Source organism: Nocardia lijiangensis NBRC 108240 (assembly GCF_001613045.1).
Classification (GTDB): Bacteria; Actinomycetota; Actinomycetes; order Mycobacteriales; family Mycobacteriaceae; genus Nocardia; species Nocardia lijiangensis.
On sequence record NZ_BDBP01000012.1, the window covers coordinates 23,426 to 43,509 of the forward strand.

The 20,084-nt window shown below is 66.5% G+C and carries 18 protein-coding genes, 3 pseudogenes and 1 other annotated feature; of the genes and pseudogenes, 10 read left to right on the forward strand and 11 right to left on the reverse strand.

Annotation, left to right across the window (positions count from 1 at the left end; genetic code table 11):
- Positions 1 to 176 precede the first annotated feature (176 nt).
- The 4 genes and pseudogenes from NL1_RS04360 to NL1_RS40130 all read right to left on the reverse strand — a co-directional run.
- Positions 177 to 617, reverse strand: coding sequence for a peptidase inhibitor family I36 protein (locus NL1_RS04360; RefSeq protein WP_084510296.1), 441 nt, complete (start codon positions 615 to 617; stop codon positions 177 to 179).
- 66 nt (positions 618 to 683) lie between these two features.
- Positions 684 to 1,652, reverse strand: coding sequence for an AraC family transcriptional regulator (locus NL1_RS04365; RefSeq protein WP_067834555.1), 969 nt, complete (start codon positions 1,650 to 1,652; stop codon positions 684 to 686).
- Positions 1,653 to 1,817: 165 nt separating this feature from the next.
- Positions 1,818 to 2,045, reverse strand: coding sequence for a GntR family transcriptional regulator (locus NL1_RS39255; RefSeq protein WP_245673085.1), 228 nt, complete (start codon positions 2,043 to 2,045; stop codon positions 1,818 to 1,820).
- 22 nt (positions 2,046 to 2,067) lie between these two features.
- A pseudogene (locus NL1_RS40130) lies at positions 2,068 to 2,235 on the reverse strand (FCD domain-containing protein); the annotation flags it as partial.
- 621 nt (positions 2,236 to 2,856) lie between these two features.
- Here NL1_RS40130 and NL1_RS04375 point away from each other — a divergent pair.
- The 3 genes from NL1_RS04375 to NL1_RS04385 all read left to right on the forward strand — a co-directional run bounded on the left by NL1_RS04375 (position 2,857) and on the right by NL1_RS04385 (position 4,389).
- The gene (locus NL1_RS04375; protein WP_067834557.1) at positions 2,857 to 3,216 is read left to right on the forward strand and encodes an ArsR/SmtB family transcription factor; all 360 of its coding nucleotides are present in this window, start codon (positions 2,857 to 2,859) and stop codon (positions 3,214 to 3,216) included.
- Positions 3,213 to 3,695 carry an SRPBCC family protein gene (locus NL1_RS04380; RefSeq protein ID WP_067834559.1) on the forward strand — a complete coding sequence of 161 codons (483 nt, stop codon included), beginning with the start codon at positions 3,213 to 3,215 and terminating at the stop codon, positions 3,693 to 3,695. Before NL1_RS04375 ends, NL1_RS04380 begins: the two co-directional genes overlap by 4 nt.
- Positions 3,696 to 3,771: 76 nt before the next feature.
- Positions 3,772 to 4,389 (forward strand): maleylpyruvate isomerase family mycothiol-dependent enzyme, encoded by a 618-nt coding sequence (locus NL1_RS04385; protein ID WP_067834561.1) that lies wholly within the window; start codon positions 3,772 to 3,774, stop codon positions 4,387 to 4,389.
- On the opposite strand, the pseudogene NL1_RS04390 reads toward NL1_RS04385, so the two are convergent.
- Positions 4,378 to 4,662, reverse strand: a pseudogene (locus tag NL1_RS04390) (MFS transporter); the annotation flags it as partial. The gene NL1_RS04385 and the pseudogene NL1_RS04390 overlap by 12 nt on opposite strands.
- A 131-nt stretch (positions 4,663 to 4,793) precedes the next feature.
- Between NL1_RS04390 and NL1_RS39265 the strand changes: the two are divergent.
- Together NL1_RS39265 and NL1_RS04395 are read left to right on the forward strand one after the other, a co-directional pair.
- A pseudogene (locus NL1_RS39265) lies at positions 4,794 to 5,091 on the forward strand (FAD-dependent monooxygenase); the annotation flags it as partial.
- A 205-nt stretch (positions 5,092 to 5,296) separates the two neighbouring features.
- Positions 5,297 to 6,712, forward strand: coding sequence for a serine/threonine-protein kinase (locus NL1_RS04395; RefSeq protein WP_245673088.1), 1,416 nt, complete (start codon positions 5,297 to 5,299; stop codon positions 6,710 to 6,712).
- Positions 6,713 to 7,444: 732 nt separating this feature from the next.
- Here NL1_RS04395 and NL1_RS04400 read toward each other — a convergent pair.
- On the reverse strand, positions 7,445 to 8,332 hold the full coding sequence (locus NL1_RS04400) for a hypothetical protein (protein WP_067834566.1): 888 nt from the start codon (positions 8,330 to 8,332) through the stop codon (positions 7,445 to 7,447).
- Positions 8,329 to 8,757 (reverse strand): hypothetical protein, encoded by a 429-nt coding sequence (locus NL1_RS04405; protein WP_067834568.1) that lies wholly within the window; start codon positions 8,755 to 8,757, stop codon positions 8,329 to 8,331. The genes NL1_RS04400 and NL1_RS04405 overlap by 4 nt, the downstream gene beginning before the upstream one ends.
- 30 nt (positions 8,758 to 8,787) lie before the next feature.
- Here NL1_RS04405 and NL1_RS04410 point away from each other — a divergent pair, with 30 nt between their 5' ends.
- Entirely contained in the window at positions 8,788 to 13,473 is a 4,686-nt protein-coding gene (locus tag NL1_RS04410; RefSeq protein ID WP_067834569.1) for a CHAT domain-containing protein, read from the forward strand.
- 96 nt (positions 13,474 to 13,569) lie between these two features.
- Here the strand turns inward: NL1_RS04410 and NL1_RS04415 are convergent, their stop codons facing one another.
- Positions 13,570 to 14,898: a hypothetical protein gene (locus NL1_RS04415; protein ID WP_067834571.1), complete on the reverse strand. Its 1,329-nt coding sequence runs from the start codon at positions 14,896 to 14,898 to the stop codon at positions 13,570 to 13,572.
- Entirely contained in the window at positions 14,882 to 15,196 is a 315-nt protein-coding gene (locus NL1_RS04420) for a hypothetical protein (protein ID WP_067834573.1), read from the reverse strand. Before NL1_RS04420 ends, NL1_RS04415 begins: the two co-directional genes overlap by 17 nt.
- 35 nt (positions 15,197 to 15,231) lie before the next feature.
- On the opposite strand from NL1_RS04420, the gene NL1_RS04425 reads away from it, so the two are divergent.
- Positions 15,232 to 15,543: a hypothetical protein gene (locus NL1_RS04425; RefSeq protein ID WP_156094653.1), complete on the forward strand. Its 312-nt coding sequence runs from the start codon at positions 15,232 to 15,234 to the stop codon at positions 15,541 to 15,543.
- Positions 15,504 to 15,632, forward strand: a sequence feature (AL1L pseudoknot). Its footprint overlaps the gene before it by 40 nt.
- Before the next feature lie 22 nt (positions 15,633 to 15,654).
- Here the strand turns inward: NL1_RS04425 and NL1_RS04430 are convergent.
- Positions 15,655 to 16,317 carry a response regulator gene (locus tag NL1_RS04430; protein WP_067834577.1) on the reverse strand — a complete coding sequence of 221 codons (663 nt, stop codon included), beginning with the start codon at positions 16,315 to 16,317 and terminating at the stop codon, positions 15,655 to 15,657.
- Positions 16,314 to 17,429, reverse strand: a complete 1,116-nt coding sequence (locus NL1_RS04435) for a sensor histidine kinase (protein WP_067834579.1) — start codon at positions 17,427 to 17,429, stop codon at positions 16,314 to 16,316. Before NL1_RS04435 ends, NL1_RS04430 begins: the two co-directional genes overlap by 4 nt.
- Before the next feature lie 216 nt (positions 17,430 to 17,645).
- Between NL1_RS04435 and NL1_RS04440 the strand changes: the two genes are divergently transcribed.
- The 3 genes from NL1_RS04440 to NL1_RS38900 all read left to right on the forward strand — a co-directional run bounded on the left by NL1_RS04440 (position 17,646) and on the right by NL1_RS38900 (position 19,990).
- Positions 17,646 to 18,059 (forward strand): DUF6223 family protein, encoded by a 414-nt coding sequence (locus tag NL1_RS04440; RefSeq protein WP_067834582.1) that lies wholly within the window; start codon positions 17,646 to 17,648, stop codon positions 18,057 to 18,059.
- 331 nt (positions 18,060 to 18,390) lie between these two features.
- Entirely contained in the window at positions 18,391 to 18,906 is a 516-nt protein-coding gene (locus NL1_RS04445; RefSeq protein ID WP_067834584.1) for a GNAT family N-acetyltransferase, read from the forward strand.
- A gap of 238 nt (positions 18,907 to 19,144) precedes the next feature.
- The gene (locus NL1_RS38900) at positions 19,145 to 19,990 is read left to right on the forward strand and encodes a hypothetical protein (protein ID WP_218024354.1); all 846 of its coding nucleotides are present in this window, start codon (positions 19,145 to 19,147) and stop codon (positions 19,988 to 19,990) included.
- Positions 19,991 to 20,084 lie beyond the last annotated feature (94 nt).

The following is a 20,084-nucleotide window of genomic DNA, read 5'->3' on the forward strand; positions in this document are numbered from 1 at the left end:
CTTACGAACTCACTCACGCTCACTCCGCAAAGGAGCACCTCCACGTCGTAGTCCAGGTCGCAAGGGACGCCCGACAACTCGCGGCAGTTGAACAGGTGACGTCGGCGGTCTTCAGCGCGACAGACAGAAAACCCTCCCGGTGGTGCGCCGGGAGGGTCTACCGAGTACTGCAAGCCTCAGCCGCAGACCCACAGGGCATCGGCCTTGTTGTCACCGTCGGCGGGCACATTGCCCTTGCTGTTGTCGGGGACCGAGACGAGCAGTTGCCACTTCTGACCAGTCCAGTTGTAGACGCCGACCGTCTTTCCGGTGCGGTTCCAGTACGAGCTCAGACGATCTCCCATTCCTCCGTTGCCGATGTCGTGCAGCAGGCAGTTGTTGTCGACCTGCACGAACATGCCGGTGCCGTCGCGGTGGTCGTAGCCGCAGAACAGTCCGCCCGGGCAGTCGTAGGCCGCCGATGCCGGCGCCGGCGCGAGGGCTGCGCCGTACCCGGCGACCGCGATGGTGGCTGCCGCCGCGACGCTGAGACGGCTAAACAGTCTGAGTGACAACATGATTGACCCTTCAAAGCCGGTGGGATCGAGTATCGGTGGGCGGAAATCCGCCGCACTCATGATGGGTGGTCCGGACCGTCCGCGACTATCCACCTCGCGCGAGTTCTGTCCGGGCTGCGCGGTGCGTCAGGCGCGCAGCGTCACTGACGGCGGCACACCCCATCGCCGCCGGTACAGGGCCGAAAAACGGCCAAGATGCCAGAACCCCCAGTCTGCGGCCACCGCGGCGACCGTGGTCATAGTGGGGTCCGCGGCGACCAGCGCGGAGTGCACGCCCACCAGCCGGGCTTCACGCAATCGCGCCGTCGGTGTGGTGTCGAGGTATCGCCGGAAGCCCTCCTGGAGACTCCGCACCGAAAGTCCCACTGCCTCTGCGATATCGGTGACGGTGAGCATTTCGTGCGCATGGTCGGCAATGAGTTGCTCGGCCAGGCGGATGGGTCGTGGCGTCGACCTTCCGGGGGCGTCGTCGAGCAGGAGCTCCGAACAGCTGTTCGGCTGGGCCAGCAGGAATTGCGACATCATCAGCTGCTCGACCTGCGGCCGCAGCCGCGGATCCAGAAACAGGCCCGGACCTTCGGCGTCGGTCTGCAGCATGCGCAGCGATTCGAACCAGGTCCGGGCGGCCGGTGATCGCAACTGCATGGCGATGGCCATCCGCAACGGACGATCTGGCGGCCGGCCCAGCATCCGCCGCAAATGGTCGTCCAACGCGGCACGGTCGAATCGGACCAGGAGTTGCCTGCTGCTCTCGTGCCAGTTCATGTCCAGGGGCGCATCCGGGTCCGGAACCGAGGCCACCGCCGGGTCGCAGGCAATATCGGCGGTCCCGTCGAGCACCCGGACCCACCCGGCCAGTGGTATTTGAATCAGGCGGAAGGTTTCGATGGGGTCGGTCCGGATCCGAACCTGAACCCCGTAATGCTTGTAGACCAGGCCGATATCGCCGTACCGGACGATATTGCAGCTGGCCTCCATGGTGGAGGCGCCCGGGTCGAGCCGGTGCTCACGCAGGATGCCGGCCATCCCCGCTCGGGCCACCTCGGGGTCGTCGGTCCGAAAATAGCGATGCCCCGACAGCGGTTCGACGAACATTCCGACTGCCCTCCCGGCAGCAGGCGCCGCGCGAACGGGCCTGGATCAGTGGATGTCGACGGTATTGTCCGTCGGACACCCGGGGCACACAACTTCTGCGGGAGTTCCTCACCGACAACCAGATCGACGAGAACTTCGACACGTCGTCATCGACAGGTGAACGTTCTAGGCGCTGGACTTGGCGTCCTCGGCCCAGAGCCCGTGCTCGTCGAGCACGGCCACCAGATCGTTGGTGCCGGACATGATGTGATCGCGCATCAGCGTGGTCGCCGTCTTGGCGCGGCGCTTGCGCAGCGCCTCGGGGATCGCCGGATGGAAATGGCGCGTCTGTTCGGTGTGACCCTCGATATCGCCGAAGAACCGGTCGGGTAACTGTTTGACGATCGAACCCAACAGCCGTCACCAGACGGTGCGAATCGGCGGCGAGGTTGATCCGGCGATGGAACTCGCGGCCGAGAGTCACGATGCGGTCGGTATCGCCCGCGGTCATGGCCCTGCCGTACTCGGGGACGACATCGCCGAGCTGCTCGAGTTCCCGGGCCGAGATGGTCCTGGCCGCCCGTCCCGCCAGTTCACCGGCCAGCGTCGCCTGGGCCCAGACAGATCACGCACATCCTGGCGGGTGAAGGCCGAGATGAGGTTCTCCCGCTTTCTCGGAGGGGCTTGGTCACCCGACCTGTGGGGCAAGGTCACCGACGCGATCGAACGCGCCCCCTATTTCATCGTGGTGCTGGCCCCGCACGCTGCCGCCTCGAAATGGGTGAACAAGGAAGTCGACTACTGGCTGCGTGCCCACGGCCCGCACTGGTTGCTGTTCAGGCCACCGCATTGGACCGTCGCTCAGCGGCCGCCTCAACCCGACGGTGAAGACGGCGTGTGTCCCCCTCCGGACACAATAAGGTCACCCGCTTTACCTGCGGTTATGCAGGAGGGCGGGTGACTTTTTCGAGCCGAATCATCGCAAAACCGCAGGTGGTGGCCTGCGGGGTTCAATACGGGTTGAGCTGAGAGAGCCCGAGAAACCAGCATGTCGACCCGGCGGATCGTCGACCGTCATCTCACGGATGTCTTTCCAGCTTTGCGGATACCGTCGAGGCCCTCCCCTCGCGATGCAACCCCGCTCGTCACACCGATCAGAAGGTGGCGGCATTCAGACCGTTCGCCCGCGCTACTCCTCGGTCGCTCGGTGGGCTTGCGCCACCGCATGGGAAAGCGCAGACTTACGTACGTGGCTGCTTTCAAAGATGTGGATCTGGCGATTCTGGGGGATCCGATGCGGCAGGCGATCTTCGAGCGTCTGGCGCGGCGGCCGTCGTCGGTGGGGGAGCTGGCCGAATCGTTGCCGATCACCCGGCAAGCGGTGTCGCAGCATTTGCGGGTGCTCAAGGACGGCGGGTTGGTGGTGGCCACACCGGACGGGACGCGGCGGATCTATCGGATCAACCCGGATGGGCTCGCCGCGATTCAGGCGTATTTCCAGCGGATCTGGGATGACGCGCTGACCGCTTTTCAGAAGGCCGCCGACGTGGCGGCAATCGATCCCGAACAGGAGCAACCTTCATGAGCACACCCATCCTGCCCGTCTTGCAGGGCAAAGCGACCGTGGCCATGTCGCTGGACAAGGCGTTCGCGTTCTTCACCGAATCGTTCGGCAGCTGGTGGCCGGCGGCCTACCACATCGGGCAGGCCGAGATGGCCGACGCGATCCTCGAACCCCGTCAGGGTGGACGCTGGTATGAGCGCGGGGTCGACGGCACCGAGTGCGATTGGGGCCGCGTGCTGGTGTGGGAGCCGCCGACCCGACTGGTGGTGACCTGGCAGATCAACGGCCACTGGCAATACGACCCGGATCCCGCCAATGCCAGCGAGATCGAGGTCCGTTTCACTCCGGAAGGTCCTGAGCAGACCGGCGTCACCCTCGAACACCGTCACCTCGACCGGCTCGTCGACGGCAAAGCCATCCACGACACCATCGTCGAACAGGGCGGCGGCTGGAGCACCCTGCTGCAACTGTTCGCCACGACCGCTGAAGCCCAAGGCTGACCCCGCTCCGGCTACCGCACGCCAACCACGAAGACATCGCCCCGGCGGCCGACGTTCCACGCTCGGGAGGACAACGATGAATGACATGGATATGGCCGAGGCCGAACGCAAGGACCTCGCGGCGTTTCTGGCGATACTGACCCCGCAGCAGTGGCAGGCGACGACGTTGTGTGATCGCTGGCGGGTGAAAGATGTTGTCGCCCATATGCTCAGCTACGAGGAGCTCGACACGTGGGGGCTGGCCAAACGCTTTGCCAAGGGGCGGCTGCTGCGGGCCAACCAGGTTGGTGTCGACGAGCTCGCGACGAAAACCCCTGAGCAGCTGCTGGATTTCCTGCACGCTCATCTGCGCCCGCGTGGGCTGACCGCAGGGTTCGGCGGCATGATCGCTCTGGTCGATGGCACCATTCACCATCAAGACATCCGCCGCTCACTGGGCATGCCGCGAACCATCCCACCCGAACGGCTGCACCGGGTGCTGACAGCGGCCCACACCAACCCCAGGCTGGGTCTGCCTTGGCGCATCCGCGGGCTGCGGTTGCAGGCCACCGATCTGGACTGGTCGACAGGCAACGGGCCCACGGTGGCGGGCGCGGGCGAAGCACTGCTCATGGCCATGGCCGGACGCCCCGCGGTGATCGGCGAACTCAACGGCCCCGGCCTACCCACCCTCGCCGCACGGCTAGAGCGCTGACCGCCCGTCTTCGCACTTCGACGGTGGTCGGTGGGTTTCGTACATGCGGGCGCCGACGGCTATGGCGGTGGCGGCGCTGACGATGGCGGCGGCCCAGACGGCGGCGTGCAGGCCCATCAGGTCGGCGACCACTCCGCCGAGGATGGCGCCGACGGCGTAGCCGAGGTCTCGCCAGACGCGGTAGACGCCGACGGCGCGGCCTCGCCGGATGGGGTGGGCGACATCGCCGATCACAGCGAGCAGGGTGGGATAGACCACGGCGGTGCCCGCGCCGCGCTACCCGTGCCGTCGAGATCGGGGCCCGATTCGCATGGGCCACCACTGTCGTGGATCTGCGTCAAGACGATGACGGGGTCGAGGTGTTCGTCGAAGGGCCGTCCGGTCCGGTCATGCGCGACGGCCTGGGCACCGATTACGGCCTGCGCCAGGCACGGTGGATATCACGATTCTCTGACGGATTCCGCCAGATCACCGACTACCGCCACAGGCGCCTTCCTGGCCGAAGATGCCGGACACATCCATTCGCCGATCGGTGGACAGGGCCTGAACCTCGGAATCCAGGACGCGGTGAAATTGGGCTGGAAACTGGCCGCCGTGCTCAACGGCCCCGCACCCGACACACTGCTGGACACCTACAACCACGAGCGGCACCCAGTCGCGGCCACCGTACGCGCATCCGTACCCGTCCCGGCGGCAACGCCGACCCGGTTTCGACCACAGCGCGTTCGCGGCGGCTGGCGGTGCTCAACGCGCGCGCCAGCACTCGTGCGGCGGCCCGTTTGAGCATCTGGCCTAGCTGAATCGACTAGTGTGAACCTATCTTGCTCGCGGGCGCGGGTTGGATTGCAAGCGAGTACGCCGTTAGCCAGACGAGTGGTCACGGGACGGCACAATGGATGACATACCAATGGGTGGCGAAGACACCGCCCGGGCGTCGGGGCCAGCGGTGGCCTTCGGGCGCTATCGGCTGTTATCGGTGCTGGGTCAGGGCGGCATGGGCCAGGTGTGGCGGGCGCATGATTCGCTGACCAACCGGGTGGTGGCGCTCAAGCTGTTGCCCGAGCGCTTCGCCGATGACGAGCAGCTGCGCGAGCGGTTCCGCCGGGAGTGCCGGGCGGTGGCGCAGTTGACCGAGCCGCATGTGATCCCCATCCACGACTTCGGCGACATCGACGGTCGGCTCTATCTGAATATGCGCTTGATCGAGGGCACCGACCTGCGCAAGGTGATCACGCAAGAAGGGGCCTTGTCGCCGCAGCGGGCAGTGGCGATCGTCGCGCAGGTGGCCGGCGCGCTGCAGGCGGCCCACGACGCCGGGCTGGTCCACCGTGATGTCAAACCCACCAATATCCTGCTGGGGACCGATGAGTTCGCGTCCCTGATCGACTTCGGGATCGCCCACGCCGCCGACGACCGTACGCTGACCGCGACCGGCGAGACGATCGGCACCGTCGCCTACATGGCGCCGGAGGAGATCGGCGCGGAGGTCAAGGCCGATGCCCGTGTGGACGTGTACGCGTTGACGTGTGTGCTTTATGAGTGCCTGACCGGTCGTCCGCCGTTTGCGAGCACATTGGGGATGCAGGGTGTGATCGCCCATCACCTGCACACCCCGCCACCGCGTCCCAGCACCACTACACCCGGTGTACCGACTGCGTTCGATGCCATCATCGCCAAGGGAATGGCCAAAAATCCCGACGATCGTTACCAGACCGCTCGCGAGCTGGCCGCGGCGGCCCGCGCCGCGGTGGGCGATTCCGCGGTCGGCACCACCGGGGGCGTGGCTGCGCGCCGTGGGCGGCGAATCAGATTGTCGCCCAAGACCGCCGGGCTGCTCGCCGCCGCAGTCGCGGTCGTGGTGGTGTCCATCGTAGCTGTCGTCCTCGGTGTCCAACGGGAATCAGGCGGCGGTGGTGACCCGCCCACATCTATCGCCTCGGGTTACTCGTCACAGATTCCGCTGCCGTTTACCGGCGTCAGCCTGGCCACCGGTGTGGCGGTCGACACGGCGGGCAACGTATACGTGACCGACATGGGTAGCGATCGGGTGCTGAAATTGGCGGCCGGCGCGTCGACGCCGACCCCGCTGCCGTTCACCGGCCTGAAGAATCCCCAGGCCTTGGCGGTCGACACGGCTGGAGATGTGTACGTCGTCGACTGGGGTAACAAATCGGTGGTGATGTTGGCGGCCGGCGCGTCGACGCCGACCCCGGTGCCGTTCACCGGCCTGAAGAATCCCCAGGGTGTGGCGGTCGACTCGGCGGGCGACGTATATATCACCGATCTAGGCCCCGATCCGGTGGTGAAACTCCCGGCTAGCTGACCCCCAGATGTGCTCGGTCCATTACTCCTTCAGGCTGTCGTCATCGTTCTCGATTGGCGTGTCGGGACACACCACCACGTCATTCCGTTACCGTGCGGGGGGTCGACCACAAAAGACTGCCCGGCGGCCAGCGGGTAAGAGTTCCCTTGGCAGCCCGGTACTGGCGTAGACCGATTGAGAGGATCTGAACTTTGAGCGATCTTTCTCGCCGTGACTTGCTCAGGACGTCGGCGGCCGCGCAGGGCGCGACGTCTTGTCGAGCGACGTCGTCATCCCGGTATGGCGGTCGCTGCGAGGGCGATCGCACGCCGGTGACGAGCGTCGGTGCGCCGCCAGAGGTGAAGGCGCACAAGGCGTGCGAGCCGGGGTGGACCTGCGGCCAGGGAGGGCGTGTACCTGTTCGATGACTTGGCCGAGCGCGGACGCGCCCGAGCCCGCCCCGGCCGAGACGAGCGGAAATCCGACAAGAGGAAGGCGAGCGACGAGGTTCCGGTGAACTGGGTAGTCTGCTGTTCCAGGCGAATTCGCAGCACGTGCGTGTCCACCGCTCGCTCGTGTCCCAGATTCGTCCCCGCGATGACCGACGCTACCCATAGTGCGCCGGGCAGCACGAGCAGCTGGAGCCAGCGTTCGGCGAGCTTTTCCCGAGTTCGGCGACGAATCCGCTCACGGGTCGACCGTGAACTCGGCCATGGTCGTCCAGCATCGATTCACGCGAGTGCCGGAGCAGTATCAGCGCAGGGCGTTCATGATCCATTCGCCGACCGCCCGGTCCGGCGGCCGAATCGTGCTGAGTCCTAGATGTTCCGCCAGGTCGGCCAGATGCAGGTCGACCGCGGTGACAGTCAGCTCCGCGAGGGTGCGGGCCGCGGACCGGGATCGCACGGAACCGGTGACGACGGCGACGGCACCGACCGCCAGCGCGGGCCACCAGGCACAGCCGAGCAGCAGATACAGCACACCCCATCCGATGAGACGGCAACCGGCGGAATACGCGTCCCGGGCGGTGCCGAGATCCGCGCGCAGGGCGTCGGGCAGCAGCGTCCACAGCCGAGGCCAGACGACCGTCGGCGTCACACCGTATTTCGTGTCGAGATGGGAATCGGCCGCCGCGAACCGGTCCGCGACCCAGGTGGGGCGGGTGGGCATCGCGTCACCGAGGTGCTGTCGCCGGGCAAGGGCGCGGAAAACACGACGATTCGCCGCCCTCCGCACCCGTGGGGACGTGGCCCGTGCGGCGGCGGCCAGTGCGCGACGGTAGCAGCGATCCGCCCTGCGCCACAATCCGATTCGCACGTCCCGGAGCTGCCGAGGCGCCCCGTAATGGCCGACCAGGGCGTGTGCCCGCTCCACCAGGCCGCCAAGGGCGGACGCGAGCAATCCAGCGGCCGCGGACACCAGCAGAAACGCGACCACGAGTAGCAGTAGCGTTGCGGCGCTCCTGGATTGCGCGGCCTGCTGATCGAGTCGAGCCCGCAGCAGAGGCACATCCACCGCGTGCGCGTGCCCGAGATACCCGCCCGCCACCGTCGCCGCGACCCACAGCGCACCGGGCAGCACCAGCAGCTCCAGCCAGCGCTCCGCCAGCTTCTTGCCGAGTTCGGCGAGGAATCCGGTCACGAGTCGACCGTGAACTCGACCATCGCGGTCCCGGCCGGACCCAGGGCACACCGTGGGACCGCCTCGGATTCCCCGGGAAGAACAGCCTTGTCGCAACACTGGAACGGGCACACCCACGCCGTGATATCGGTGCGCTGCTCGAATCCCGCGGGCAGTGGCCGATAGCCCTTGGTTCCCGTGGTGACGCCTTCCAACCCGATCACCAGGCCCGCGCGATCGACGGCATCCAGCAGCTCCCGCGCCTCGGCGGAGTCGATCGGCGTATCCGGCAGCAGTTCGCGGATACGCCGCAGCGCCGGTCCCGCGCCCGCGTCGGACAGCAGGTTCTCGGTCTCCGGCCACTGCTCGAATGTGCGGCACAGATTCGCGAAGCGGACGCGACAGGCGTTGTCCAGCTGATCCTTTCGGCGAAAGAACCTCACCATGTGATCTACCCTAGGGCCAAAGTCCACCAAATGCGGGCGTTCCGGAGGCTGCCGGTGAATGTGTGGGTGCCAGGGGAGTTCGACGCCGACAACCTGGAGTCGGCGGCCGCAATGCTGGATGAGCTGTTCCGGCGGTCCCCGACGCGGGAAACGGCCGCCGGAACAGCGGGATTCCTGCGGGGCCGAACTCGTGAGAAACCCGGCACCGTCTGGTGGATCGTGGATGCCGCCACCCGTCTGTCGGCCGCACTGTACGAGGCGGCGGTGGAGCAGCGCGATTACAGTCTGCGGCTCATGGTGGCGGACTTTCTGCGCATCGCGATCGATGCTGTGCCCGAGCATGTTTCGGTGCGCACGCGGCTGCAGTACGAGCTCGCCCACGAGCTCCGGCTGCTCAACCTCATCGACGGAGAGGTCGGCGCGCGTGCCGCGGAAATCGTGGCGGTGGCGACCGCCGCCGCGGCGCAACCGGTCCCGGCAGGACTGTCGCTCAGTACCTTGCTCGCCGAACTCAGCACCGCCCACCAGGTGCTGTACCGGACGACAGGCCGACCCGACCACGTCGAGGCCGGGGTGACGGCGGCCCGGCGCGCGGTGCAGGCGTTGCGCGACGGCGACGATGCCCCGGGCGCGCACTCCGCGCTGGGACTGGCGCTGTTGCGGCTTTACGAGGCCGAGGGGGACGTCGGCGCGCTGCGTGCAGCCCTGGACGCGCAGCGCACCGCCTCCGATCTCGCCGCGCCCGAGAATCCCAACAGGCCGAGGTTTTTCGCTAATCTCGCCGCCACGATCACGATGCTGGCCCAGGAGACGGGCGACCTGAGCGGATTGGACGAAGCCGTCGACCTCGGCCGCGCCGGTGTGGCGTCGGCGTCCGAGGACAATCCCCGGCGCTATCTGTACCTGGCGCAACTGGGCAAGGCGGTGGCGGCCGTGGCCGCGCGGGATCGCGATCCGGGCGGATTCGACGAGGGGATCGCCATACTGCGGCAGGCGGTTTCGGCGGTTCCCGAAGACAGTCCGGACCGCGACGCCGTCATGTACGAACTGTACGAGGCCATGTCCGCGGCCCAGGAAATCGGGGATGCCGACGGGGCGCGGCTGGCCCAGACCGCCGACATGGCGCGATCGGCCCTCGCCGCGCTCGCGGCCGATACCAGCCCCGCAGGCGAGCAGTCCTATCTGGGCACTGCCGTGGAACAGATGCTGGTCCTGATGCGCATCCATGCGCGCACCGGCGCGAAAGAACTAATGCGCGAAGCGGTTTCGCTCGGCCGAGACCTGCTCGTGCGACTGGATCGGCGGCCCGCCGACCAGGATGCGCGGCCGATCATCGAGACTCGGCTGGCCAACGCGCTGGCGGAGCTGGGAAGGGCGGAGGACGATCGGCGGCTGCTGGACGAGGCCGCGGAATTGGTCGTGCACGCAGTGAACAGCGCGTCGGCGGCCGAGATTCGCAGCCTGGTAGTGCGTGATGCAATGGAGACCATGCGGCTCATCGCCGACACGGTCGGCGATGCCGGGCCGCTCGATTGGACGGCGCAGGTGCTGCGCAGCGAACTCGCCGACGCGAACCCCCGCCCGGTCGAGGCGGCGGGCTATCGCCTCGAGCTGGCGCTGTCACTGGCGCGGCGGTTCTCGCTCACCCGGGATGCCGATACCCTGGCCGAGTTCACTGCCGCCGTGCGTGATGCGGTCGATGCGATCCTGGCGGAGCGGTTCCAGGACGTCCTGACCGCGAACCGATGCCAGGTGCTGCTGGAAGCGCTGCGCGAACTCGCGGACGACGGAGACGAACTCGGTCTGCTGGGCTGGGCGGCGGAGGTGGCGGCGGTGATCGCGGCCCTCACGCCCCGGGACGATCCCGGCTACTACCTGGTGCTGTCCGACTTCGTGGCTGCCGCAGAGACCTACCTCGACCACAATGTCGATCGCGAGATGGAGTCCATGGCACTGGACGCGGCACGCGCGGCCGTGACGGTCGCACCGGTGAACGAGCGCGCACGATGCTGGTCCAGACTGGCCGGTGCGCTGCGGCGGCAGTTCGACTCCACGGGCGAGGTGGCCCTGCTCGAGGAGGCGGCCGCCATGGACCGGGCGGCCCTCTCGCATGAGCCCGCGAGCCTCGCGCACCTGTCCGGGTTGTGTACGGATCTGACCCTGCTGGCGCGGAACCGATATCCCGAATCACTCGACGAGGCCATCGAATTGGGGCAGCGTGCCGTCTCGTCCGCGCAGGACAACGATCCTGAGCTGGGTGCCCTGCTCAATGTGCTCGGCACCGCGCATCAGGTGCGGTTCGAGCACACCGACGATCCGACCGCACTGGCCGCGGCGAGCGAGGCCTTCCGCGCCGCGGTCGCGGCTACCGCGCCCGGACGCGATCAGCATGCCGGGTTCGGCTACAACCTCTGCCAATCCCTGCTCCAGCAGTATCGCCGGGAGGGGGATTCCGTGGTGCTGGCCGAGGCCGTCGAACTCGGCAGGCAGGTGAGTGCCGGTACCGCAGAAGGGCATCCGCAGTACACCAATCGGCTGAGCGCCCTCGCCGGTGCGCTCTACGAACAGTACAAGCGCAATGGAGAGCCGGGCGTTCTCGAGGAATGCGCACAGGTGCACGAGCGGGTGCTCGCCGGGCACGAGGAGACGGAATCGAGCTATGCCGCTGCGCTCGGGATTCACGCGGCCATCCTGAACAGCCTCTTCGAACTCGCGGGTGACCCGGAGGTGCTGGCCGACGCTTTGGCTTTGCAGGAGGAAGCGGTCGACCGGACCTCCGCGGATCACCCACGCCGGGCGCTGCGGCTGACCAACCTCGCCACACTGCTGATCCGCGCGGTGTCGCAAGCATCGGTGGCGACTAGGGATGCCCTGTTCGACAGAGCAATTCGTGTCGCGAAGGAAGCCGTCGAGGCCACCGCGGCGGATCATCCGGCGCGGACGCACAGGCTGTACGCGCTCGGCCGCGCCGCCGCTCTCTCGGCGCTGGACCTGGAACCGGGTCCTGGACGGTTCACGGAGCTGCTGAGGACAGCAGTCGACGCCCTCGATATGGCGGCGCGACATGCCCACGCACCGGCGGCCGATCGGATGCGGGCCTACGCCCTGCTGCTGGGGCTCGGTGCCGAGCGTGCCTTCGACTATCTGGACGATGCGGTCGCGTTGTTCCCGCAACTGGCCGATCGCGCACTGTCTCTGGAGGACAGGACGTTTCACTTGGCGGCGCGGCGGGCGTCGCTCGCCGAGAGTTTTGCGGATACGGCGCTGTGGCGGGCCGGGCCCCGGCGCGCGGTCGAGGTACTGGAACAGACGCGCGGCATTCTGGTGGCCGACCGTCTCCATCTGAGCGACCCCGACCTGACCCGGCTCGAGCTGGAATATCCGGAGCTGGCACGGGAATTCCGGGCCATACTGGCCCGGCTGGACATCCTGGAACGTGATCTCAGCGAAGACGTGGACGATCCGGATGGCGCGGACGACAGTGAGGCGCTCGCGCCACGACGGGCGGACCTACGGCGCACTGTACTGGCCGAGTACGAGCGCGTGCTGAGTGGAATCCGTGCGCACGAGGAGTTCCGGGATTTCCTGAGCCCGGCATTCGACCGGTTGGTCGGTCGCGCAGGCGCGGGCCCTGTCGTATACGTATTCATGGGTGTTCGGCACGGACAGGCCATCGTGGTCGACGCGCACCGCGACCCGCAGGCACTGCACATTCCGCTGGAGCGACTGACCGGGGATGACCTCGAGCGGCACGTCCGAACACTGCTCGGAGCCGTCACCGACACCACTACGGAGGACGCGGCGCCCATCGCCCGCATCCGCGCGCAGCAGCGCATTCACGAAGTGCTGGCGTGGATGTGGGACAGCATTGCCGAAACCGTCTTGAACGCACTCGGTTTCGGTGAAGCGCTCGCACCAGGCGGTACGCCTCGCCGAATCTGGTGGTGCCCGGTCGGATTGCTCGGATTCCTGCCGCTGCACGCGGCGGGTGTGCACGCCGACGCGGGATCGACGGATCCAGCGGTGCGTGCGCGGCCACGGACCGTCCTCGACCGGGTCGTGTCGTCCTACACTCCGACGCTGCGCGGCCTCGGACTCACCGAGGCCGCGCCAACGGACTCCGGGCCGCGCGGAACCGTGGTGGTTGCCGTGCCCGACGCACCGGGAATGCCACTACCCGGTGCGCTGGCCGAGGCCGGGGCGATCGCCGAGATCGTCCCCGGTGCACGGGTTCTGGACGATCCGGTGCGTGCGACGGTCGCGGCGGCGCTCCCGGAATTTCTGGTGGCGCATTTCGCCTGTCACGGGGTGACGAATGCGATCGACCCGGCGTCGAGTCGCCTGGTGCTGCGCGACCACGAGGAGCGACCGCTCACCGTGACTTTCCTGAGCAAGCAGCGACTGCGGGCCGGGCTGGCCTACCTGTCGGCGTGTGAGACCGCGGTGACCAACCTCGAGCTGGTGGACGAGGCGGTGCATCTGTCGGGCGCGCTCTACCTGGCCGGGTACCGGCATGTGATCGGAACACTATGGCCCATTGGCGAATTCGCGTCGAAGCAGGTGGCGTGCGATGTCCACCACGCGCTCGCGGCGGATGACCAGGCTCCGGCCATCGGTGATTCCGCCTTGGCACTGCATTCCGCGGTCCGGCGTCTGCGCGACGCGTACCCGAATACGCCCTCCGCGTGGGCGGCCTACACCCACACCGGTCCGTAGTCGTGACAAAGCATCTCCATAGCAGTGATGTGTATCACTGATGACCGGTAGGGGCCACGATGACACGTCACACGCGCCGCGGCACGTACAGGTGGCTCAGTACGTTACCGGGTTGCCCACTTGCTCGATCACCGGGGGCGGTGCACCGTCGATAACCTCGCGTAATGCGTCGAGGAGCGGAGCATCGAGATGTGCTGCGACACGCAAAAAATCTCGCGCGAAGAAGCTCGTGGTGCGGTCAGTGGCCACTGCCTCGAAATAGGTCTGCAGCAGGCCCGCATCGCGCATTTCCGGTGACGATAGAAAGGCTCGTGCACGACCGAACGGCTCGGACAGTTGATTCGAGCGTGACTGCAGCCACACCATGGCACGGTGGAAAGCGGAGTCGTCCAAGCGCAGGAACGTACCGAGGCTCGGATATCGTGCCGCGAGATGATGCTGGATGTCACTGTCACGCAATGTCATCGCAAGCAGATTCGTCCGCGCTTGAAGTGCCACCCGCGCGAGCGCCAGTGACTGTGTCTCGAGTACATAGGACATGCTCGAGAACCATCCAGCCATGATTCGGCACTGCTCGATCGTCAGCACCGACGACATCGAGATCATCGATTCGAGCAGGAGGTGGTGCGGCAGGTAGTCACGGCCGACCGCATTCGCGCAGAGCGCATTCCACGATTCGCTCATGCAGATCACCGAGAACAAGTCTGCGATGCTCTCCGCGCGCACCACGTCGGTGGCGGCGTGCGATTTCGGGAGGCTGCCGTCATCTCCGCGACCAATGATCTCGTTCAACCGGCGGGCATCGTCGCTGTCGAACTGCATGTCGATGACCGCATCGACGACTCGCGCCACGGTAGAAGGGGCGAAGTACGGCAAGTCCGCCAGGCTGTTTTGCAGCTCAGGGCGGATATGGTGGCCGATCTCGTGTCCGAGAGCGAAGAACCACTCGACCATGTAGCGTTCGTCGCGAGGCAGCGCCGTCACATCGGTGATCCTGGGCGCGTACACGTGGATGCCGCTCTGGACTCGGTGGGATTTCGCAAGAGTCGCCAAAGCTTGATCGGGGTGTCCACTTTGTAGCAGGAATTCAGCGACGAGCAATAGAACCGTGCCTTCGAAGACCGAATCCATCAGACCGCCGTCGAATCGCTGCTCGAGCCACACACCATGCATGTGTGCGCACACCTCGAGCTGCCGCTGGTGAAATACCACCGTATGGTCGTGACGTCCACGCAACCCGAAGTGGCCGGGTATGCCGTCGGAGACGGTCACCAGTTCGATGCTGAGGCCTCCGATTCGCTCTGCTACTGCGCGGAATTCGCTGAGGATCGACGGAGATCCTTCCGTGATCCGCGTGATTGTCCCGGGCACGCCGACACGTCGCCGTATCGACTGCTCCAAGAGCAGATCATCGAGTCCCGTCACCTTCTGACTCTCCGAGAGCCCTGAGCACCTCCTGAAGTTGCTCGGGAGTGATATCGCGGAACTCCAGATCACCGATCTTGATGTATTTGATCTTTCGCTGTGCGATCAGGGTGCCTACGGTTTCGCGCAGAGCGGCAAGCGCGAGCGGCACCATCTGAGCCACGAACATCCACGTGTCCGGATCGCCGACCTGGGCCTGGACCTCGCGTGTATCGAACACCACTTCGGGTTGCTGCCGAACGGCCGCTTCCAGAGTCGCCGCCCCGGTCGCATCTGTTTCGATCGAAACCAGTTGCATAGGTACATCGTGACACGCCAATCCACCCGCTACCGGTGAATCGATCGATCACTACCGAGCGCGGGATGCGGCCTCCGGCCTGCCAGCGGGCTGAGTCCCCGTATGCCGCTGCCAGGGCGATCGGCCCGCTGGTCGATGTGCACTACAAGACGCTGCGGGTATGGGTGAAAAAGGCGCTCGCGCAGGGCAGTCGGCCGCGCGGCAAGGGCAGATCGGTGTTGTCGTCGGCCGAGCGTGACGAGCTGGCACGGCTGCGCAGGCAAGTGCGAGATCTCGAGCAGGCCAACGAGATTCTAAAGTTGGCGTCGGCTTTCTTCGCGCGGGAACTCGACCCGCGACACCACTGATCGTCGGATTCATCGACGAATACCGCAGGATCCACGGCGTCGAGTCGACCTGCCGCGCGCTGTCCGCGCACGGAATCCAGATCGCGCCCACAGCGAGTTGGTCGGATGGCGTCAGAGGTTGCGCGGGGTGACCAAGCCGGATTCGTAGGCGAGGACGACGAGTTGGGCGCGATCGCGGGCGTGGAGCTTGGTCATGGCTCGATTGACGTGGGTTTTCGCGGTCAGCGGGCTGATGACCATGTGATCGGCGATCTCGTCGTTGGACAGTCCCTGGGCGACGAGGGTGACGGCCTCGCGTTCGCGGGTGGTCAGTTCTTTCAGCCCCGTGCCGGTGAGGGTGCCGAGCGGTTGGGCGACATACCGGGTGATCAGTCGCCGGGTGATCGACGGTGCGAGTAACGCGTCGCCGCGGGCGGCGACGCGAACCGAGTGCAGGAAGTCTTCTGGCCGAATGTCTTTGACGAGGAATCCGGCCGCCCCGGCGCGCAGCGCGTCGAAGACGTATTCGTCCAAGCCGTAGTTGGTCAGGATGACGACATGCACCTCGGCCAGCGCCGGGTCGGCGGCAATGTGCCGGGTTGCCTCGATGCCGTCCATGCCCGGCATCTGAATGTCGATGAGCGCTATATCGGGCAGGTGCTGCCTGGCCAGCGCCACGCCCTCGCTGCCGTCGGCTGCCTCAGCCACTACCTCGATATCGTCCTCGAGGTCGAGGAGGGCGCGGAATCCGCTGCGAATGAGCGGTTGGTCGTCGACCAGCAGAACACGGATCATGTCGGGTCCAAAGGGAGTTCGGCTCGGACGGAGAAGCCGCCCTCCCTGCGCGGTCCCGCCTGCAAGCGACCGCCGAGGGCGGTGACTCGTTCGCGCATTCCGAGCAGGCCGACGCCGTGCACCGGCCCGGTGTCCGGCCGGGTCTTGCCCTCGTCGTCGACGCGCACGACCAGGGCGTCGGGACGGTAGTCGATGCGGACCGATGCCGTCGCGGCGGCGGCATGCCTGGAGATATTGGTCAGCGACTCCTGAACGATCCGGTAGACGGTTCGGTCCACCGCGGCTGGTACGTCGTGGCGTTGTCCTTCGATCGTCAGCGTTGCGTCCAAACCCGTTGTGCGGGCCCGTTCCACTAGGTCCGGGACGTGCTCGAGCCCTTGCCGGGGGGCGACCCCGTCGTCGCGCAGCGCTTCCAGTGTCGCGCGCAGTTCCCGGGCCGCCTCACGTCCGGCTTCGCGGATCGCGAGCAGGGCTTCCGACACCTCTTCGCCTCGTTTGCGGGCTACATGGACGGCGGCCTCGGATTGCACCTTGATCACCGAAATCTGGTGGGTGAGCGAATCGTGCAGCTCCCGCGCGATATGCAGGCGCTCCTCGTCGGCGCGGCGCAGCGCGGTCTCCTCGCGGGTGCGCTCGGCTTCATCCGCGCGCCGCTCGGCCTGTCGCAGCGCTTCCCCCGCCGCACCGGCCGCGATCAGCCAGGCCAGTGGGAGCGCATCCCGGGCCTGCGTGAACGCTTCGCCCACTGGCCAGTCGGGGTGCGCGACCACCATCGCGAACGGAACCGCGGCCACCATGAGCACCGAACCGGCCACCGCGATGCGACGGTGTCCTGCGCGTACCGTGGCGTACACCGCGACCAGATAAGCGATAGCGGGTACCTCGAAACCGATTGCCTGATAACCCAATACGCACAGCCCGGTCACGGCCAGCACCGTGCACGGAGCCCAGCGGGCCGCGGCGAGCGGGAGGCTGCCGAAGATCAACAACGAATAGCCCAGCGCGTCGAGATTCGTGGCGGAGTGTTGCACGGACAGCCCGGTGACCAGCAGGATGGCCGCCACCGCGACGGCGACCGCCCAATCGCCGATGCGGATCCGTGCCCTGCTCATGAGTGCACCCTAGCCGGAATATCGCGTGAGCAACTCCTGCTCGTAGACGATCAATCGACTACCGCGGACGCGGTAGTTTCTCGGCTTCTACGGCATCCGCAGCAGTCCGTTACGGCAGCGGCGGCAGCGGGAATTGTCTACGCCCGCACGATGATCGGCGGTGGCACCGGCGGACATGATGAAGCGATATCGAGCCGTTCGACGAAGGAGTACCTCATGTCCGTCCGTCATCTGCCTGCCGTCGCAGCAGCCGCCATGCTCGGAAGTATCGCGCTGGCCGCACCAGCCGCGGCCTCGGTCCAACAGACCGCCGCTGTCGCCGGAATGACCTCCGGGCGACTCGGGCCCACCCTGACCGCGCTGGTGGGACTGGTCGGCGTGGCTATCGGCGGCCTTGCCCGCGCCGGACGAATCGGCACCGACAACGGGCGAAGAGGGGCCCAGGTAGCGCTGGTTTCGGGGCTGATCAGCACGGTCCTCGGCGGCCTGTTCGCGGCCACCGCCGACGGTGGTCCCGGCACCGGCAACGGGATAGTCGGGGCTTTCGCGGCCGTGATGTTGGGGCTGATCGGCATGGTCCTCGGCGGGCTGACCCTGAACCGCTCGCGCCGCACCAGCCGCACCGGCTGACCACGGCGACCGCTGACGAGACTTCACGGGGTGGGGGAACCTGTGGCGCACGGCGTAGATCGCGGCACCGAGCGGTGAGAGTGGAGCGGGCGATGTCGAGTCGGGGGGAGGCTCTGGTGAGTAGCTGGATCAGACGCACGTCGAACATGCCCGCTGAGCTTGTACCGGCCGCTGCGCGAAGGGGCGTACCGGAAATTCGGTACGCCAGAACCCTAGCGCTCCAAGGCCTTTCGTGGGTTGGATTGAAAGGCAAGTTCGAACCGCTCGAAAGGAAACAATCTTGGACCCTTCGTGATTCTCGGTTGGAGATCTGATCGGCAGACTTGGCGGCATGGCAATCGTGATCAGGCCCGGCCGACCCGACGAAGCGACTCTGCTCAGCGACCTTGCGCTACGGTCGAAAGGTCTGTGGGGCTACAGCGAACAGCTGCTCGACTCATTCCGGGGCGAGCTCACCCTGACCCCTGACGCTGTTGTAGTCCGGCGCACGGCCGTTGCCGAGCTGGGTGGCATGGTCGTCGGATTCGTGACAGTCGACGGCGCTGCGCCGGTTGGTGAACTGGGGATGCTGTTCGTCGTGCCCGAGGCGACTGGCGAGGGGGTAGGCACCGAACTGTTCCGACATGCGGTCGAGACTGCTCGCAGCGCCGGATTCCACAAGTTGGTCATCGAGTCGGATCCGAACGCAGAGACGTTCTATCTGGCTAGGGGCGCGGTCAAAGTTGGCAGTGTCGAGTCCGAGTCGATTGCTGGACGCAAGCTGCCGCTGATGGAAGTCGACACGGCCCCGCCCACTGGATCGACTTGCCGGTCGTTGGATACGTCAGATCCACAATCCGCCAACTAGATCTGGACACAACCACCACGCGCCGTCCAGGCCGAGATGGCGAACCGCAGGTCGGAAATCCCAACTGCACCAGCAAGAGTTCGAACGGACAATGTGTGTTCTGTCCGGGGATAGTTTGCGGTAGTGGTTGCGGAGTTCGGACATAGGTTGCGGGTTCTGAGGACATAGGACTGCTCCGGCGGGCAGACTGCATGCCCGTGCGAAGGCTGAGCGTGGTCCGCTGGACTTCGATCCCGATGTGATCGGTATTGCGGCGCAGCCGTTCTGGTTGTTCTGGACCACGCCGGAGGGCAAGCGGCGCTCGCACGCTCCGGACTACTTCGCCCGCTCCGCGGACGGCGGAGCGTTGGTGATGGACTGTCGGCCCGCTGATCGGATCAAACCGCGGGACGCCGAGGCGTTTGCCGCAACTGGTGCCGCATGCGATGCGCAACAAGACTGCTGGCGGCCCCCGAGCCTGCCCATCCTGGACTATCGAAGCCTGCGCACATTCGGTGGTCCGAGTTCACTCTCACCGGTCATCCTGCGTGACTGGTCGCAGCGGCGGCCCGGCCGCCGATGCGTCGGGTTCATCCGGCCACACCCGGCACCCTCGGACTATCTCGACACCGCGGTCGAACCCGTTCCCTGGCCACAGCGATCACAGCCACGGCCAAACCTGAACACGAGGCCATGGTCGGACAGCGAACGCCAATACTTACGCCCAGCCCCCGCAGACGACGACAGTTCAGGTTCAGATAGATCCGATGCGCACTGCCGTTCGCTTGCGGCGACCTCGGCACGGCTATGTCGCGAACACACTGAGTTATTCGGCGTCGTTCTGTTCCTCGGCGAGTTCGGCCAAGACATCGGCCGCATCCTGGTTACCGGCCGCAGCCAGGCGACGCAACTCATCGACGTCGCCGAGCTCGCCTGCCAACTCGACCAGTTGGTCCACAGCATCACGGCTGCCGTGGTCGGCCATACGTCTCAACTCGGTCGTATCGCCCCGCTCAACGGCGAGTTCGATGAGCTGATCGACCGCATTGTTGTCACCATTCGCGGCCCGTTCCCGCAGCTCGGACAAATCCGAATCAGTCATTAGGCATACCCTTTCAGCCGTTCAGCGCCGGGCGCCTGCTGCGCCAGGCATGTTCGGAATGGAGTTCGTCCGCTGAGCGAGCTTGGAGGGTGATCCA